The sequence below is a fragment of the Methanococcoides burtonii DSM 6242 genome, assembly GCF_000013725.1.
In the GTDB taxonomy this organism is placed as follows: Archaea; Halobacteriota; Methanosarcinia; order Methanosarcinales; family Methanosarcinaceae; genus Methanococcoides; species Methanococcoides burtonii.
Genome location: NC_007955.1, coordinates 1,846,757 through 1,862,945, shown reverse-complemented (window position 1 = coordinate 1,862,945; position 16,189 = coordinate 1,846,757). Strand labels below are relative to the sequence as shown.

Annotated in this window: 17 protein-coding genes and 1 pseudogene; 12 read left to right on the top strand and 6 right to left on the bottom strand. The window is 40.4% G+C overall.

The window, feature by feature from the left end:
- Nucleotides 1–16 precede the first annotated feature (16 nt).
- Nucleotides 17–520, top strand: a complete 504-nt coding sequence (gene rimI / locus MBUR_RS09130) for a ribosomal protein S18-alanine N-acetyltransferase (protein ID WP_232221891.1) — start codon at nucleotides 17–19, stop codon at nucleotides 518–520.
- On the opposite strand, the pseudogene MBUR_RS14175 reads toward rimI, so the two are convergent.
- The 3 genes and pseudogenes from MBUR_RS14175 to MBUR_RS09120 form a co-directional block, all read right to left on the bottom strand.
- Nucleotides 517–804: pseudogene (locus MBUR_RS14175) on the bottom strand (UPF0058 family protein). The gene rimI and the pseudogene MBUR_RS14175 overlap by 4 nt on opposite strands.
- Before the next feature lie 195 nt (nucleotides 805–999).
- The gene (dnaG, locus tag MBUR_RS09125) at nucleotides 1,000–2,427 is read right to left on the bottom strand and encodes a DNA primase DnaG (RefSeq protein ID WP_011499802.1); all 1,428 of its coding nucleotides are present in this window, start codon (nucleotides 2,425–2,427) and stop codon (nucleotides 1,000–1,002) included.
- Between the two features lie 208 nt (nucleotides 2,428–2,635).
- Nucleotides 2,636–2,950 (bottom strand): hypothetical protein, encoded by a 315-nt coding sequence (locus MBUR_RS09120; protein WP_011499801.1) that lies wholly within the window; start codon nucleotides 2,948–2,950, stop codon nucleotides 2,636–2,638.
- A 492-nt stretch (nucleotides 2,951–3,442) separates the two neighbouring features.
- Between MBUR_RS09120 and MBUR_RS09115 the strand changes: the two genes are divergently transcribed.
- Both MBUR_RS09115 and rtcA read left to right on the top strand, forming a co-directional pair.
- Nucleotides 3,443–4,804, top strand: coding sequence for an FAD-dependent oxidoreductase (locus MBUR_RS09115; RefSeq protein WP_011499800.1), 1,362 nt, complete (start codon nucleotides 3,443–3,445; stop codon nucleotides 4,802–4,804).
- Nucleotides 4,801–5,796 (top strand): RNA 3'-terminal phosphate cyclase, encoded by a 996-nt coding sequence (gene rtcA / locus MBUR_RS09110; protein ID WP_011499799.1) that lies wholly within the window; start codon nucleotides 4,801–4,803, stop codon nucleotides 5,794–5,796. Before MBUR_RS09115 ends, rtcA begins: the two co-directional genes overlap by 4 nt.
- A gap of 2 nt (nucleotides 5,797–5,798) precedes the next feature.
- Here the strand turns inward: rtcA and MBUR_RS09105 are convergent, their stop codons facing one another.
- On the bottom strand, nucleotides 5,799–6,428 hold the full coding sequence (locus tag MBUR_RS09105) for an RNA 2'-phosphotransferase (protein WP_048063347.1): 630 nt from the start codon (nucleotides 6,426–6,428) through the stop codon (nucleotides 5,799–5,801).
- Nucleotides 6,429–6,683: 255 nt separating this feature from the next.
- Here MBUR_RS09105 and MBUR_RS09100 point away from each other — a divergent pair, with 255 nt between their 5' ends.
- From MBUR_RS09100 to MBUR_RS09065, 9 genes are all read left to right on the top strand, one after another.
- Nucleotides 6,684–7,805 carry an OB-fold nucleic acid binding domain-containing protein gene (locus MBUR_RS09100; protein ID WP_011499797.1) on the top strand — a complete coding sequence of 374 codons (1,122 nt, stop codon included), beginning with the start codon at nucleotides 6,684–6,686 and terminating at the stop codon, nucleotides 7,803–7,805.
- Nucleotides 7,806–7,891: 86 nt separating this feature from the next.
- Nucleotides 7,892–8,494 carry a CBS domain-containing protein gene (locus MBUR_RS09095; RefSeq protein ID WP_011499796.1) on the top strand — a complete coding sequence of 201 codons (603 nt, stop codon included), beginning with the start codon at nucleotides 7,892–7,894 and terminating at the stop codon, nucleotides 8,492–8,494.
- Nucleotides 8,495–8,532: 38 nt separating this feature from the next.
- Nucleotides 8,533–9,309, top strand: coding sequence for a CBS domain-containing protein (locus MBUR_RS09090; RefSeq protein WP_011499795.1), 777 nt, complete (start codon nucleotides 8,533–8,535; stop codon nucleotides 9,307–9,309).
- Between the two features lie 174 nt (nucleotides 9,310–9,483).
- On the top strand, nucleotides 9,484–10,431 hold the full coding sequence (locus MBUR_RS09085; RefSeq protein WP_011499794.1) for a CBS domain-containing protein: 948 nt from the start codon (nucleotides 9,484–9,486) through the stop codon (nucleotides 10,429–10,431).
- Nucleotides 10,432–10,476: 45 nt separating this feature from the next.
- Nucleotides 10,477–11,316 carry a CBS domain-containing protein gene (locus MBUR_RS09080; protein ID WP_011499793.1) on the top strand — a complete coding sequence of 280 codons (840 nt, stop codon included), beginning with the start codon at nucleotides 10,477–10,479 and terminating at the stop codon, nucleotides 11,314–11,316.
- A 65-nt stretch (nucleotides 11,317–11,381) separates the two neighbouring features.
- Nucleotides 11,382–12,158: a CBS domain-containing protein gene (locus tag MBUR_RS09075; protein ID WP_011499792.1), complete on the top strand. Its 777-nt coding sequence runs from the start codon at nucleotides 11,382–11,384 to the stop codon at nucleotides 12,156–12,158.
- Nucleotides 12,159–12,162: 4 nt separating this feature from the next.
- Nucleotides 12,163–12,351, top strand: coding sequence for a hypothetical protein (locus tag MBUR_RS14425; RefSeq protein ID WP_083754968.1), 189 nt, complete (start codon nucleotides 12,163–12,165; stop codon nucleotides 12,349–12,351).
- 27 nt (nucleotides 12,352–12,378) lie between these two features.
- A complete protein-coding gene (locus MBUR_RS09070) occupies nucleotides 12,379–13,332 on the top strand; it encodes an RNA ligase (RefSeq protein WP_011499791.1) in 954 nt (317 codons plus the stop codon).
- A 57-nt stretch (nucleotides 13,333–13,389) separates the two neighbouring features.
- Nucleotides 13,390–14,427, top strand: a complete 1,038-nt coding sequence (locus MBUR_RS09065) for an EF-Tu/IF-2/RF-3 family GTPase (protein ID WP_011499790.1) — start codon at nucleotides 13,390–13,392, stop codon at nucleotides 14,425–14,427.
- 485 nt (nucleotides 14,428–14,912) lie between these two features.
- Here MBUR_RS09065 and MBUR_RS09060 read toward each other — a convergent pair whose 3' ends face one another.
- Together MBUR_RS09060 and MBUR_RS09055 are read right to left on the bottom strand one after the other, a co-directional pair.
- Entirely contained in the window at nucleotides 14,913–15,398 is a 486-nt protein-coding gene (locus tag MBUR_RS09060; protein ID WP_011499789.1) for a hypothetical protein, read from the bottom strand.
- A 12-nt stretch (nucleotides 15,399–15,410) separates the two neighbouring features.
- Nucleotides 15,411–16,154, bottom strand: a complete 744-nt coding sequence (locus MBUR_RS09055; RefSeq protein ID WP_011499788.1) for an RAD55 family ATPase — start codon at nucleotides 16,152–16,154, stop codon at nucleotides 15,411–15,413.
- Nucleotides 16,155–16,189: the final 35 nt, after the last annotated feature.

The following is a 16,189-nucleotide window of genomic DNA, read 5'->3' as shown; positions in this document are numbered from 1 at the left end:
GATTCTCAGAAAGTTTATGCCCCGGGATTTTGAACAGGTTCTGGCCATTGAAATGGAAGCATTTACCGAACACAATCCTTTCGTTTACATGAACTTCTATGAGATGAAGGATGAAGGATTTCTTGTTGCGACCATGGACAGCAATATCATTGGTTTTGTCATGGGATATCGTTCTGAAACGAACGAAGGTCGTATATTCTCCCTGGCAGTTAAAAAGGAATGGCAGAATATAGGAGTTGGAAAAAAGCTCCTTAATTCTATTCTGGACCTGTTCAAAGATAAGGGCATAAAATCTGCGACCCTTGAGGTAAGGATCAGTAACGATAAAGCTATTCAGATGTACAGGAACATGGATTTTATAGCGTGCTGGATCGAACAGGATTATTATTCGGATGGAGAAAGTGGGATCATTATGAAAAAACAACTTTCTCCAAGATCGTGGGTAAATCATTCCAAGAATATCTCTTTTGAAGTACCTTCACTTTCTGATACCAAGTTCCGATTACCTGACAATATTTAATTATTGCTGACTGGTGTGTGCCTTCCTGTACGTTCTGCAAATTCCTGCATTCTTGCAGATGTCCTGCCAATACCCGAAAGCTCATCATCTGAAATTATCGATGCAAGATGATTTCCAAGAACAAATATAGCATGTTTGTGATCTGCTTTACTGCGATGGATATGAACAGGGCTTATTGACAGCGACCTATATTCAGAAAAGTCATAATCACTGCTCTAAGATTCCAGATGTCTCTTTATCTGAGCCAACAATGTATGCAACTGGATCAATTCATCTTTTTGCATGGTTTTAGTCCGTTTTCTTTACAACACACCGCTTTGTGTGCGTTGCAATACAGTAAACTTAAGACTCAAATAAAACCATTATTCGCGGACGAGCTATTCCTATTTATGATATAAATAGGTTTCGATTTATTTTTTATGATTAATAATGCTCTATTGAGGGAAAATAAAAAAAGAAGAGGTTTGATCCTTAGAGGATCAAAAATCAGATGCTGTTAAAACATTGACACTTGCAGGACTTTTTGCAATATTGCCCTTTTTCACACCAATAAGGTTCTCAATGCCCTTATCGGATGCAATATCAAGGATACGCTGAGTTACGACACCATCGAAAACAACGCTCTTGATCCCTTCATCATTCTCTTTCAGTGTATTGACCAGATCACGAACTGCAGTTTCCTCAATAATCTCATCCTTTGAATCTAATAGTCTTGCCCCAAGAGTTCCGATGAGTGCATCAGAATGCGGTTTAAATCTAAGTGCCTGTGGAGAGAGCATTGCAGGTTTTGCTTCTTTTGGCTCTCTTGTTTCCCTAGGTGATCTTGTTTCCCTAGGTGATCTTGTTTCCCTAGGTGATCTTGTTTCCCTGGTTGTCCTTGCTTCCCTGGTTGTCCTTGGTTCCCTAGTTGTCCTTGGTTCCCTAGTCACCCCTGGTTTCTCTTCTGATCTAGAAGGCTTGTTAGGTAACTGTTTGACAGCTGGTACAGATAGCTCAGGTCTTTCCTTACGTTTTGGAAGGCGTGTGATCCTACTACCCTTAGCAGGGGTTTCTGTTGTTACAGGTTTAGCATCTGTTTTGATAGTATAATTCTCAAGAGCTTGCTCGACTGGGATCTTCTGTCTCAGTGAACGTACGATCTCCCTCTGGACAAGATCTTCGACACTTTTTCCGTCAGGAGCACGTGCAATGTAATCAATGTCTGCAACCTGTAGAAGCTCCTTTATGATGAGCTTTCCACCACGATCACCGTCTGTGAATGCAGTTACAGTCTTTTTCTTTGTGAGCTCTGCAACCTCAGGAGGTACATTGGTGCCACCTACACAGATAGTGTTCTTGATACCATATCTCAAAAGGTTCAGTACATCTGCCCTACCTTCGACGACAACAATAGCATCGGATTCAACCACATTGGGACCACATGGGATCTTGTTCTTTCCATAGTACTGCATCTCTTCAATACGTACTGATTGGCGAACTTCATCTGCGATCTCCTGGGATTCCGGAAGGTTCTCGTCGAACATATCGGTAAGAATAAACTTAGCACGCTCAATGATATGCTTCCTTTTGGTTGCACGAACATCCTCAACCTGTGTGATCTCGATCTTTGCCGCACATGGACCCACTCTGTCAATGGTCTCAAGAGATGCTGCAAGAATAGATGTCTCAACCCTATCGAGGCTAGACGGTATAAAGATGTTACCTTTGGTCTTACCGCCCTTTGCACCTACGGCAACTTCTATCCTTCCGATACGACCGGTTTTTTGAAGATCACGAAGGTCCAGATCTGAACCTAGCAGACCTTCTGTCTGGCCAAAAATAGCTCCTACAATATCAGGACGCTCAATTATTCCGTCAGCGCTGATCTTTGAATGAATGATATATTTAGTGGTGTCTGTATTTTGCATATTATCTCCTTCTTATACAGTAGCTGCCATATTAGGCAGAATCTACGTTTAAACAGACTAACAAAATAGGATCAATTATGCATACTACAAAATAGGATCTCAAGAGTAGAAGAAAAAAGATCTTTCGGCTGCATTTACTATGTCAGATATTGTCTATTGACCATCAATTCAAACAAATTCCCCATAGTTTGAACTATCAAGTAAGCCATCAACTATTCAGATAATCCACATATATATAAGACATCCCAAAATCCCCTCGTGCATCAATTGCACATGGATGTGTCACCTGTTCATGCGAATAATTCTGTGTGCTGATATCAAACCTTTGAATAGCCATAGACAATGGACACAAAATATAAAGTGCCGTTTGTCCAATTCCTGTAATACGAATAAGCCTGACTCTCTCGACTGCTCCTTCTGCTTGTAACATGTGATAATGGTGCGCATAAAGTGATGGCGCAACCACAATGATCCAGATTTTTATTTTGATAATCTGTTTATTTCCATTGAATAAATCACCCAATGGAAGATTTGATAAATTAATTAAGTTTTATTGTGATATTATTCCAATCACAATAGGCTAATTAGTTCTTACACTTTAATAACTTTGTGGTTTTGGATTTTTCTGAAATACCTCTGCAACACGATTTTAAAAATGTGTTCAAAACGTATTTTAAGGATTGTTATGATGACACAAGGGGGCTATAATTAAGTAACTGATACGACCTCACCCTCTTTGGAAATTAAAGAGATGTATAGGACGTATATTTTTAATAAAATCAAATGCAGCCAACTGTTTTCAAATTTATATGTGGTTGGATAGTTATAGTTCTATAATACCAACATGATTAAATATAATAACATAATATGGATGTTGACGAGCGGGACACATTGTTTTTTACTACAATAACCCCCCCCACTCCCCAAACTCGCTCGTCAATTATCTTACTGTTCTACTATCCTCAGTTCTCATCAAATGCCAAAACCCTAATAACATGCATCTAAGATTATCTTTATGAAAGATAATAGAAAATATGACCTTGCCATCATAGGCGGAGGTGCTGCCGGACTTGCTACCGCTACGCACGTAAAGCGTTGTAGTGACCTTTCTGTTATAGTCATTTCAAAAGATTCTCACATATCATACAGTGAATGCGGGATACCTTTCAAGCTGGCAGGCAAAGTACATGATTTTGATTCCCTTATTGTCAAAACTCCTGAATTCTTTGATAAAATGGGGATAGACATAGCACTTGAAACCGAAGCCTTGTCAATAGATATTCTCAATCGAACGATAAAGCTTGAGAACTATGATATCTTATTCGATAAGCTTATAATCGCTACCGGTGGAAAACAGCGTATACCTCAGCCCTTACAGAAATATATCGGAATGGATGGCGTATTCACCCTGCAAACACTTGCTGACGGCATGAAAATCGAAACTGCACTTCTTTCCGCTGAGACCGTGGTCATCATCGGTGCCGGTGCAATAGGTGTTGAGATCGCAGCCGGCATAGCAAAAAGAGGGATAGACACAACACTGATCAACCGCGGTCCTGCAATTCTCTCACGTCTGATAGATCCTGATATGGCAGAGATAGTTTCAGAATACCTCAAGTCTGTCGGTGTAACCCTCGTTACAGGAAATGTGCCAGATACTATCGAAGGGAAAGAAGGGGTGGAGAGCGTTTTAATTTCAGGAGAACGAATACCAGCGGATATCGTTATAATAAGCACAGGAATATTACCTGATGTCGAGCTTGCAGAAAAGGCAGGCATCTCCACAGGAGAACTTGGAGGTATTATCGTGAACCAACACCTGCAAGTATTTGTAGATGGCAATTTTTCAACCGACATCTTTGCAGGTGGGGATTGTTGTGAGATCACAGACTTTATCACCAACAAAAAAACACTTGTCCAACTCGCCCCTGCTGCAAGACACATGGCTACGATAATGGCTAACAACGTCTGTGGGAAAGATACCGTACTCAAACCACTTCTGGGTCCCAGTATCTACGTTGCAGGTGATCTCCTGATAGGCTCGGTGGGTCTTACAAGTAAAAGAGCAAGGGCAGAAGACATCTACATCATCACAGGTTACGCAACAGGAACGACAAAAGCATCTTACTACCCAGGCAGCAGTGATATCCACATCAAGCTTATTTTCAGTGATGATCGACTTACAGGTGCACAGATAATCGGAAAAAGCGGTGTAAAAGAAAGAATTGACAGTCTTGCTTTCATGATAAAGAAGAAGGCCACAATTGAAGAAATGCTTTCAATTGAAACCTGTTACGCACCACCGGTATCTACTGTTGTGGATCCCCTTATGTATGCAGTTAAAGACGCTTTCAGGAAAATAAAGGCAAGAACATGATCGATATCGATGGTTCCTATGGAGAAGGCGGCGGACAGATAGTCAGAAACGCCATAGCACTTTCTGCTGTTACGGGAAAAGCAACATCCATAAAGAATATACGTAAAGACCGGCCAAACCCCGGACTCTCAGCCCAGCATGTAAAAGCAATAGGGATCGCGGCCTTATTGTGTGATGCAAAAGTAGAAGGAATTAAGATCGGCTCTACAAATATTGCATTCTTTCCACAGGAAATAAGGGGGGGTAAATATACCATTGATATCGGTACTGCAGGAAGTATAGCTTTACTATTACAATGCATAATGCCTATTGCCACTTATTCTAACACTAATATCAAACTTGAGATAAAAGGTGGAACCGATGTTTCGTGGGCTCCAAGTATCGATTATCTTAAAAATGTCACACTCAGCGCCCTTTCGAAAATGGGCTATCGATGCAACATCGATATTTTAAAAAGAGGATACTATCCACGTGGTGGAGGTATTGTTAATGCAATAATTGAGCCTTCACATTTAGTACCTGATCGTTTTTCAGAAGAAAGAGGGACCATACGTGGAATATCACATTGCTCCAATCTACCGGAACATGTTGCGCAGAGGCAAGCCGACAAAGCAAAGGCCATTCTTGAAAATGCTGGCCATGAATGTTCAATAGAAACATGCCGTACTGACTTTACCTCCACAGGTAGTGGAATAACATTATATTGTGGAATGAAAGGTTCTTTCGTACCTGGCAAAAGAGGAACAACTGCAGAAAAGGTAGGTAATGATGCTGCTACATCTCTTCTGGATGAACTTTTGACCCCTTCTTCCGTTGATATTCATCTTGCAGACCAGCTTATCCCCTATCTCGGACTTGCTGAAGGCGGTTCTTTTACTGTAAAAGAAATATCACCCCATACAAAGACCAACATATGGGTTACAGAAAAATTCCTTGATGTAAAGTTCAAAATCGAAAAAAGAAATGATATAGTGAAAATTTCAATTCAATAAGCTTATTCCTCAATTTCCACAACGCTAAGATATTCCGGCGGAACACCATCCGTTAGCACAATATCATCATTGACCAACATGAAATGCAACCCATTATTTTGTGCCTCATCTACATCGACCTCAAGCACGACAGGATTTTCAGTATGGACCGAAGCTGATTCGATCGCCTTTCCATAACTTGTGCTAAGATGTACATAACGTTGCCTCATTGGAGCAATACCAGTATCAAGAAGCATATCAACCTCTTCCTGACTAACACCATAGTAAAGATATGGAAGCTCAGTTTCAAGATAGTCCAATTCCACATTAACGGAATGACCATATCTTGCCCTTATCTTGGAACCCTTTATCTCATACCTAGTTTTCAGATCGGATTCGATCAGAGAAATAAGCCGTTCCCTTGTCGCCCATTTGTAGCGGCGGTCCATTATGTCACAGAGCAAGTCCATATTGACCCAACCCTGTTCGTCCATAGTGAGTCCAACATCATCGGGAAAGTGCCTCAATGCGCCTGAGATGAACCTTCCGAGACGCTCTTCGCGTTCATCGTCCAGTACATATCTTCCGCTCTCACCACAGTCCGGACAACTTTCGCCCCTGAAGTATCCATGCTCATTACACTTGCGAATCATGCTATCTAAATTTAGATGCATTTTATACTTAATATATCTTTATCTATATCCACGAATCAAACAGCAAATAATAAAAAATAAGAACGAATTATTGCAAATATAATGTATGATCTACCTTTCGTCAGGGTTATATCATATCGAACTAAACTTACCCGGGGCCTATGCTATTATAAAACAGGGAAATAGCTATATCCTTTTCCCATAAGTTTGGATAATTCTTATGGACCCTTTTAATCCTATTTACAGGTGTCATCAATGGACGAGATAACTGAGATCTACAATAAGCTTGGAGGCATTATCAGCGAAGACGATTTTAGAAAGAGGGTCGATGAAAAAGTAGACCAAATGAGCGGTCTTTGTGATATGAAGACAGCAGCAATGCTTGTTGCTCATGATCTTGGGGTCACAGATACTGTAAAAGATATCATCAAAATAAAAGATATAACTGCTGAAATAGGCAATGTGAGCTTTGTAGCAAAGGTCACTTCTATTCTTGATGTACGTGAATTCAATAGGAACGATGGTACTATTGGCAGAGTGGGAACAGTTAAGGTCGCAGACGAAACAGGTTCCATAAAGCTCACTCTCTGGGATGAACGTGCAGATATTATCAAGAATGGTAGCATCGAAGTTGGAGATTGTCTGGAGATCACAGGCTATGCAAAGGATGGCTATTCCGGAACAGAGATCAATATCGGCAAATACGGCCTGATGCGTGAGACCGACCAGAAAGTGGAGGTCAGCATGCAGTCGCAGAAGATAGCTGATATAAAGGACGGCATGTCCGACATCAATATTTCAGGAAAACTTCTGGATATCTCTGATGTCAGGAACTTCCAGAAAAAGGATGGTAACCCTGGCCGCGTCATGAACATACTGATAGGTGACGAAACCGGAAAGATACGCGTGACACTGTGGGACGAAAAAGTAGATTCCACCACTTCTCTGAACCTTGATGATGCTGTTGAGATAATCAACGGATATGCAAGAACAAATAACTTCAGCCAGCAGGTTGAGGTACAGATCGGAAACCATGGTGTTCTCAGAAAGACCGAAGCAAATGTTGAGTACAAAGAGAGCTTCACACCTATCGCCGACATCATACCCGGTGAATCCTATTCGATAAAAGGATTTGTTTCCGGTCTTGGAGAACTGAGGGAGTTCGAGAAAGATGACGGAACCAGCAATATGGTCTCAAACATCTATGTATCTGATGATACCGGCCGTATTCGAATTGCTCTGTGGGGAGATCATGCCCTTCTTGTAGATGAACTGGACATTGAAACCCCTATTGAAATAATTGATACATACTCAAAATCCGGATACGAGGATATAGAACTAAGCGCCGGAAACCGTACAAGAATAAGCATAAAGTAAAAAACAAACACCTATATATGCTATAAAGTAGAACATTTCTATTATTGATGTGGGAATTCAATTAGTAGCATAGGAGGGTGATATTTATGGTTATGGTGACCAAAGGGAACATTGCGGCTGACGGGTCTATCAAAGAGACCCTGAAAGATGTTGCCGTTCATGAGATAATGACTAAGGACGTCTTTATCCTTGATGTGACAAGCACAACTCTTGAAGTAGCCAAGGCTATGGATGAACAGAATATTGATAGCGTCATCATAACAAAATATGGTGAAGCTACAGGCATTATAACTGAAAGAGATATGGTATGTAAGGTAATGGTTAAAGATGTCATACCCCACACTGTAAATGCTGAAGAAATAATGTCATCACCCATTCTAACAGTGAAACCAAATACAGGTGTCATAAAAGCATCCGAAATGATGGTGAAATTCCATATTCGAAGGCTTGCGGTCACCAATGGGAAGGCGATTGTAGGACTTGTTACCGACAGGGATATCCTTACAGTATCCCCGGGTCTGAATACAATTCTGGAAGACCTTATAGAGATAAATAGTGAGCAAGATATCGTTGAAAATATTGGTATTGAAAGGGGGATCTGTCAAAGGTGTGGATCACATGTGGATGATCTGATTCCAGTTAATGGTCTTATACTATGTGAAGATTGTAGAGAGGAAGAAGACGAATAAGAAACTTCTTCATCTGTCATATGAATGGGGGGTTTTATATGAAAGTCAACGAAATTATGTCTAAAGATGCTGTTTGTGTAAAAGAGCATGATAACATGACACATGCGCGGCAGTTAATGAGAGACCACTTTCTTAGAGGTCTTCCTGTAACTGATGCCAATGGAAAGATGGTTGGTATCCTTAAAGATCAGGATATTCTCAACATCACATCCACACGTTCCAATGTAACTATTGGAGGATTTGTGCATGATTGTCCGCTTATAACTCCAAAAACAGACATTATGGATGCTGCAAGACTTATTATTGAATCAGGTGTCGGTCGCTGTCCAATAGTGAGATCCGAAACTGAAAGAGAGATAGTCGGAATTCTCAGCAATTCAGATATTCTTGCAAATATCGGATCGAATAGAATAAATACTAAAGTTGCAGCTGATGTCATGACCACTGATATCATTAGCTGTAACCCGCATGACCTTCTTACAAAAATATGGCCGATCCTGCTTACATCAAATTATTCCGGTCTACCTGTGGTCACCAATGCTGATGAACTTCAGGGGATGATAACTATAAGAGATATCATAAGATTCGGATTTATCCGGCCAGCCATTGGGGATAAACAACAAACACAGACGAAGGATGTTCCATCAGTTGATAAAATTATGTCAACTCCTGCCTATACAGTATTATCGGACACAAGTGTAAAAGAGTGTGTTGAAAAAATGCTCCACTATGATGTCGGAAGACTAACGGTTGTTAATGATGGAAAGGTAATAGGTATAGTATCCAGGACCGATATACTCCGCGCTTCTTTATGAGTGTTGATCCCACTTTATAAATTAGTATAATGAAACAGATTTATCAAGACCATATAATTAAACAATTGGGACTGTACCCACAGCCCATATAATATTTTTGGATAGCTTTTTGTTTATTCCAAAATATGTACCGCCAGTCGAATGCCTAATTCTCAAAAAAATAAGGAGGATAAAATGAAACTTCAAAACAATAGCCCTGTGAATAATAAGAAAAAGGATCCTGTTCAGTTTGCTACAAATGAAACGATGAATAGAGGGGCTTTTGATTTTCATGCGAAGATATCAGAGCATGAAGGGGATATTATGTCTGTGGCAACTAAGCATGTTATTACTATCCCGCCTACAACAAAGATCATTGATGCCATCAAGATAATGACAGAAAAGAAGTTCAGGCACATCCCTATAACAAACGCTGGCACGAACAAAATTGAAGGTATCATTACATCTTTTGACATAATCGATTTCCTTGGGGGAGATAAGAGCCAACTTATCGAAAATAAATACAAAGGGAACTTACTGGCTGCTATCAACGCTAATATAAGTTCAATAATGCAACCCCATGTAGTGTCCATTCATAGCACTGGTAATATCAAGGAAGCCTTTGAGCTCATGCTGAAACACAACATAGGGAGCTTACCTGTAGTTGATAGTACAGATCATGTTTGTGGTATATGTACTGAAAAGGACTTCTTGACTTTTGCAAGCGGACTTCCTACTAATATGTCAATTGCAGGTCACATGAGCAAAAAAGTGGAAAAGGCATCTTCTGATATGAAGATTGGAGAGGCTGCTAAAGTGATGGTCAAGAACAACTTTAGAAGACTTCCTGTTGTAAAGAAGGGTATACTCATAGGAGTTGTCAATGCATCGGCCATTATGAACTTTTTTGGTAGCGGGGAGGTATTTGAGAATTTGGTCACCGGTAATTTCCACGAAGCAATGGATGTTCCTATCAGTTCATTGGTCTCAAAGGATGTGGTATGGACCACTTCTGATACAGACCTCGGGGAAGCGAGCAGCCTCATGCTTAAACATGGTGTTGGATCTCTGCCTATTATCGATAATGGAAAGCTTTGTGGTATAATCACAGAAAGAGATGTCCTAAGAGCAATAGCTGAATGAATTATTTTTCCACAGGAATAACTAACAAACAAAGGAGGAAGAGATATGAATGTATCAGACATCATGAGCTCCCCGGTATATGTAATGGAACCAGAAGAGCCTGTGTCACATGCAAGGAAATTGATGCTTAGACATAAGATAAGCACAATTGTTGTCGTGGAAGGCAACAAGATGGTAGGTATCGTTACCAAATCCGATCTTGGAAGACGCCTGGCCCAGGCAGAACCAATGTGGAGACGAAGGCCTATTGACAAGGTTCCTGTAAAGATGATAATGACAGAAGACCCTGTTACGATCTATAAAGATGCATCTGTTTCCCAAGCAACGGCATTGATGGTCGATAACGACATCAATAACATACCTGTGGTCAACAATGGAGAACTTGTGGGCATTGTTACAAGAGTGGATGTAGTTCGCTGCATGTCTGAGCTCCCTGTTAAGAAAAATCTGGGTGAGATCATGACAGCAGACCCTATTTTTGTTCACAGACATCACACTCTGAACCATGTAGTAGATGAAATGGAGATTAACAAAGTAAGCAAGCTCATAGTTACAGATGATTCTGGAGAAGCTGTTGGATTTATAACAACAAGAGAACTTGCACTACATGTACTTACAGATAATGAGGGACAACTTCCTTCAAAGAATATAAAGATGGCAAGAAGAGCAGAACCCAGTGGGGAGAAAATATACAGATATATCAAAACCGTTCCTCTTGTAGCAGAAGATGTAATGAGTGATATATTCGCTGTATTGGATGTTGGAGATGATATCACAAAAGCTGCAAAGATAATGGTAGATAAAAATATTACAGGTATTCCTATTGCTGAAAATAATGAGATCGTCGGTATTGTCAGCAGAACAGATATCATGAGAGCAGCTTGATGGATATGTGAGAGACTAGTGATAGATTAGTGATTTGATATCACGAATAAAAGAGGTGAGAAGATATGCAAGTGAAGGACATAATGGTACAACCGATATCTATTGATAAAGCAGACACGATATCTCATGCACTTGATGTGATGGAAAAGAAGGCGACACGCCGCCTTTTGGTAAAGCATGACGATAAGCTCATCGGCATACTTACAATGAGAGGTCTTACTAAAGAACTTGGTACACGAAAGAAGGGAGCTAAACCTGCATCTTCACTCCATGTAGCAACCGCTGTTTCAGATGATTTTGTAAAGGTCCTGCCGGATATGGATGTAGACGATGCACTTACTCTGATGGCAAAGAACCGCGGTATTATAATTGTAAGCGAGAATGAGAAAATTCTTGGCTGGGTTACACCAAATGAAGTGCTAGCCAATAGTCAGATCGATGGTTATGCTGCTGAAATCATGAACAAGGACCCCATAACTGTACACCCCGGGGACAGGGTCAGCCATATCAGGCACATAATCCTTGATAAAGATATTGGAAGGTTCCCTGTTATTGAGGATGGTAAGCTTATAGGCATTGTCACTGAGCAGGACATCGCTAAATCAATGCGTGCTTTCAGAGATATTGTTTCTGGAAATCAGCAAGATACACGTATTAAGAACCTCATTGTAGAAGATATTATGAAAAGAGGTGTCAAGACGGTGCAATCTAACACGCTGATGTCGGATGTTACAGCAATGATGCTCAAGGAAAAGATAGGTGGTTTGCCGGTAGTGAACCTTGAAGGAGATATGGTAGGGTTCATTACAAGAAGAAACATCATTAGTGCATTTGCGCAGTGAAAGAATGAAACCTGATGATGCTGATGGTATTCGACTGGATGTGAGGGCAGCTGCAGATTATCTGGACCTGCCCGTATCCAAACTCCAGAAATTATTACAAAAGCGTGAGCTTTTGCAGCTCTGGGGAGACCATCAGCATCTTTTTCGTTTTGATACATCTATTTCTCATATTGACAGCGGATCAGTTCTGTAGCAAAAGAACGGCTGTTTTGAACTTATAATGGGATTTCCAAAGATCCATCGGGCCATGTTGTTAAAACCTGCTATAGAAGCTCACTTTTCGGATGTCGAGACAGTCTGTGTCGAAGAGAAGATGAACGGTTTTAATGTGCGTATCGTGACAGTTGACGGGAAGATCATTGCCATAACCCGTGGAGGTTACGTCTGCCCCTATTCAACTGAAAGAGCACAGAAGTTTTTGAATATTGATTTTTTTGAAGAACATCCGGAACTTGTGCTCCACGGCGAGATGGTAGGTCCTGACAATCCTTATATCCCAAAGAAGATCTACAATGTCGAATCCCTTGAACTTTTCGTTTTCGATATCAGACATAAGCATAGTGGCATTCCTCTTCCGCTTCATGAGCGAAGGCAGCTTGCAGAGGAATACGGATTCACACAGGTCAGGCTCTTTGGCGAATTTCCAAAGGAAGAAGCTCCCTTAAGGATAAGTGAGATCATCAGGGAGCTTGGTAAGATAGAACACGAAGGTGTTATTATCAAAGATCCCATGATGGAGATAGCACCTTTAAAATATACCTGTTCGCAAAGCAATTGTGCAGACCTGAAACATGCTTTCAAGTTCTACAATGATGCAGGCAGAGATTATCTGTTCTCCAGAGTGGTGCGCGAAGGTTTTCAAGCAGTTGAATGGGAAGAGACCGGTGATGATATAGATAAGCGCTGCCTGCAACTTGGCAGAAGCATACTTTACCCCATGATAGATTCTATCGTCAATATCGGAAATGGTGTCCGTTTAGCCGATGAAGTTCAGATGAGGTTATCAAATCTTGAAACCGTTTCAAAGTTCAAGGAATATTTAAGACGGCAAGGTATAGATGCTATTTTCAGTGAACCTGAAGTGGTAGGCGATGAATTTATTGTCAAGATAAAGAAGCTGAATAAGAGTACCAATGATAAGACGCTTTCCATGTGGAAGGGAGAAACATGGTAAGTTCAAAAAAGCATATATTACAATAAGTATTTGTGTACACAAAAAGTGTGATCATATATGACAAAAATAATTATCATCGGAAGCGAAAAAAGCGGAAAGACCACCCTTGCTGCAAAATTAGGGAAGAAAGGAACCGTAGCAGATTTTACAATGTATGATTTTGCCAAGAGCGGTAAAGTTCTGACAACTATCGATGCAACAGGGTATCCTACAGCTATCAAGCCGATGATGGCTGGTTTAAACCTTTCAGATATTGCAGTTCTGTGCATACCTCCTGAAGGACTTGATCTTTATTCAGGAGAGTGTATCATTGCACTTGACCTTCTGGGCTATAAGCACGGTATCATCGTTCTGACAAAATCAGATACCAGCTATCCTTTTGCCATTGAAGAGCTGAAGGAAAAGATAACGAAATTAACAACAGGAACAGCTCTTGAGAACTGGGAATATATTTCTGTTTCCACAACATCTTTTGAGGGAATGGAAGAGCTCAAGGAAATGATATTCGATCTTGGCGAGGTTGTCGATAAAGAGCTCGAAGAATTGAACGAACTTCCCCCACGTGTGGTTGTCGATCAGACATTCAATGTTACCGGTATCGGATGTGTTGTTTTAGGTGTCGTGGATCAGGGAATCATCAATGCAAAAGATAAACTGATAGCTTTCCCAACTGATAAGCAGATAGAGATCCGTTCCATTCAGCTGCATGATGTAGATGCAAAAACTGCACCAGCGGGTGCAAGAGTTGGACTTGCACTCAAGAACGTGCAATCAAAGGATGTTGAAAGAGGTTTTGTGCTCTCACAAAAGGAAGAAGTTACAGAGGACCTTACACTCAAATGTCATTTCACACCCTTCTCAAAAGGTTTTGCAATAGAAGATGTTCCTCATATCTTCGTAGGTTTGCAGTCAGCACCAATGCGAGTGGAAAAGATCCTCGTCAACGGAGAAGAAGTTAAGAGGACTACAACAGAAGCTGAATGTATGCTTACTCTCTCAGGATCAAAATTACTGGCTTACAATGGATCTGACAGATTCATAATCTGTAATCTGGATGAAAAACAGAGATTTGTGGGATATGGCTACATGGCCTAAAACCACATTTTTTTTAACACTGTTCTTTCCATTAATTCTAATTCTAAATTTCAGTTCTTTGGCTTCTTGAAACCGCAGTTGAAACATACATATTTATGACAGCATATAATTTCACCACATTCCGGACATTTCCATTCGTTCTCCTGTGATCTTAAAAAGGAGTTCATACCCTTTTCTTTGATGGAGATGAGATTGTCTATCAGACTGATATTGTACCGTTTACGGTAATCCTCATCAAGTATTATGAGGGGGGCACAAGGAAAAGACTCGCATTCATAACAATAATTTATTTCGTTCTTATCTAATTATTACATCTCTTTTTTAGAAAAGCACAACTTTTGTTTTCTGCTCTGCACCCTTGACATCTTTTTTTTCTTTTGCTCCCACTCATTGTATAACCAAAAAAAGCAATGCATGTACCACAGTTCATGCCACAGGGAGCTATGAGTTCTGAAAGATGGACCATAGTTTGTCATCTTTTATTTTTATTTTTTCGGCCTCAATGGTTTGAAACCATCCATATTCGTAGGGCGATCAATAGCTTTTGTCAAGGAAGTACATTCAGGAGTACTAAGGAATTTTGGGCGATCAACGGGGGCAAATAATTCATCGTTTGAAGAATTATCTCGAAATCCTGTATCAATCTCTTTTTCTGGTCCGGGTATCAGATCTATTATTACAGAAGTTCCTTCATTCCGTTCTGCCTTCTGAAAAGCATCTATCTTAAGCCCTTTCTCTCTGGCAATAGCTCCTTTCTGTTTACCATAATGATATTGAGCAGAGATAACATCTCCAAGACCAAGGTTTTTTGAAAGGGTTTTGAGCTTTACCAGGCTCTCATTGACCCAGCCGATCTCTGAATGTTTATTATAGCCTACCTCTAATCCAAGATTATAAGATTTATCTTCAAGCTCCGCTTTCTTGAGTTCAGCAAGTGTAAGTTTGTCTTTTCGATTCTTTAAAAGGTCCATTTTCAGCACTCTTTACACAAGGACAGACTTTATTGCCAGACCCTTATCAGTGAATTCAACTTCCATCATATCACAATGATGTTTTGTACCACGCATCTTAATGACCTGCACTGCCCGGGTCATTTTCTTTCCATAAAGGAAATTATGAAGGAATAATACGCCATGTGCTGCAAACTGTTCAGTAGAATAGGAATTCGGATCCGTCATTTCAGAAAGAATGATCGTTGTACACCCAAGGTTCTTAAGATTCCTGATAAAGCGGCCCATTTCCTTTTCTTCCAAGGAGTGATCTTTTGTACTAAAGCGTATGGCCGACATTGAATCTATTACAAGTCTTTTTACATTGTACTCTGAAACATATGCTGCAATTTCCTTGAAGACCATAGCAGGTGATGGTGCTTCCCCTTCAACTGATGAATAGCCAACTTCATAGTCCGAGTTGATGACCTCATGAAGATCGTCAATGTAACCATATTCCATTCTTGGACCAAGGTCAGCAAAAAGCAGCTTTTTCATTTTTATTAAAGTTGCCACGTTCATTGCATAATTAGACATGTCGTTAATGACATTCTGCGGGCTTTCAAGAAGTGTTACATAAAGACCGACTTCTCCAAAAGTTGCTCCTTGTGAAAGGAATTGCATACCAAAAGTAGTTTTTCCACCGCCAGGAGGACCACTCAAAAGATAGACACGATCCGCAACTAGTCCGCCCTGAATTATGTCGTCCAACCCTTCAATTCCAGATGGTATTCTCATTAATAAACCCCAACTATTAATAAATTATTATAACC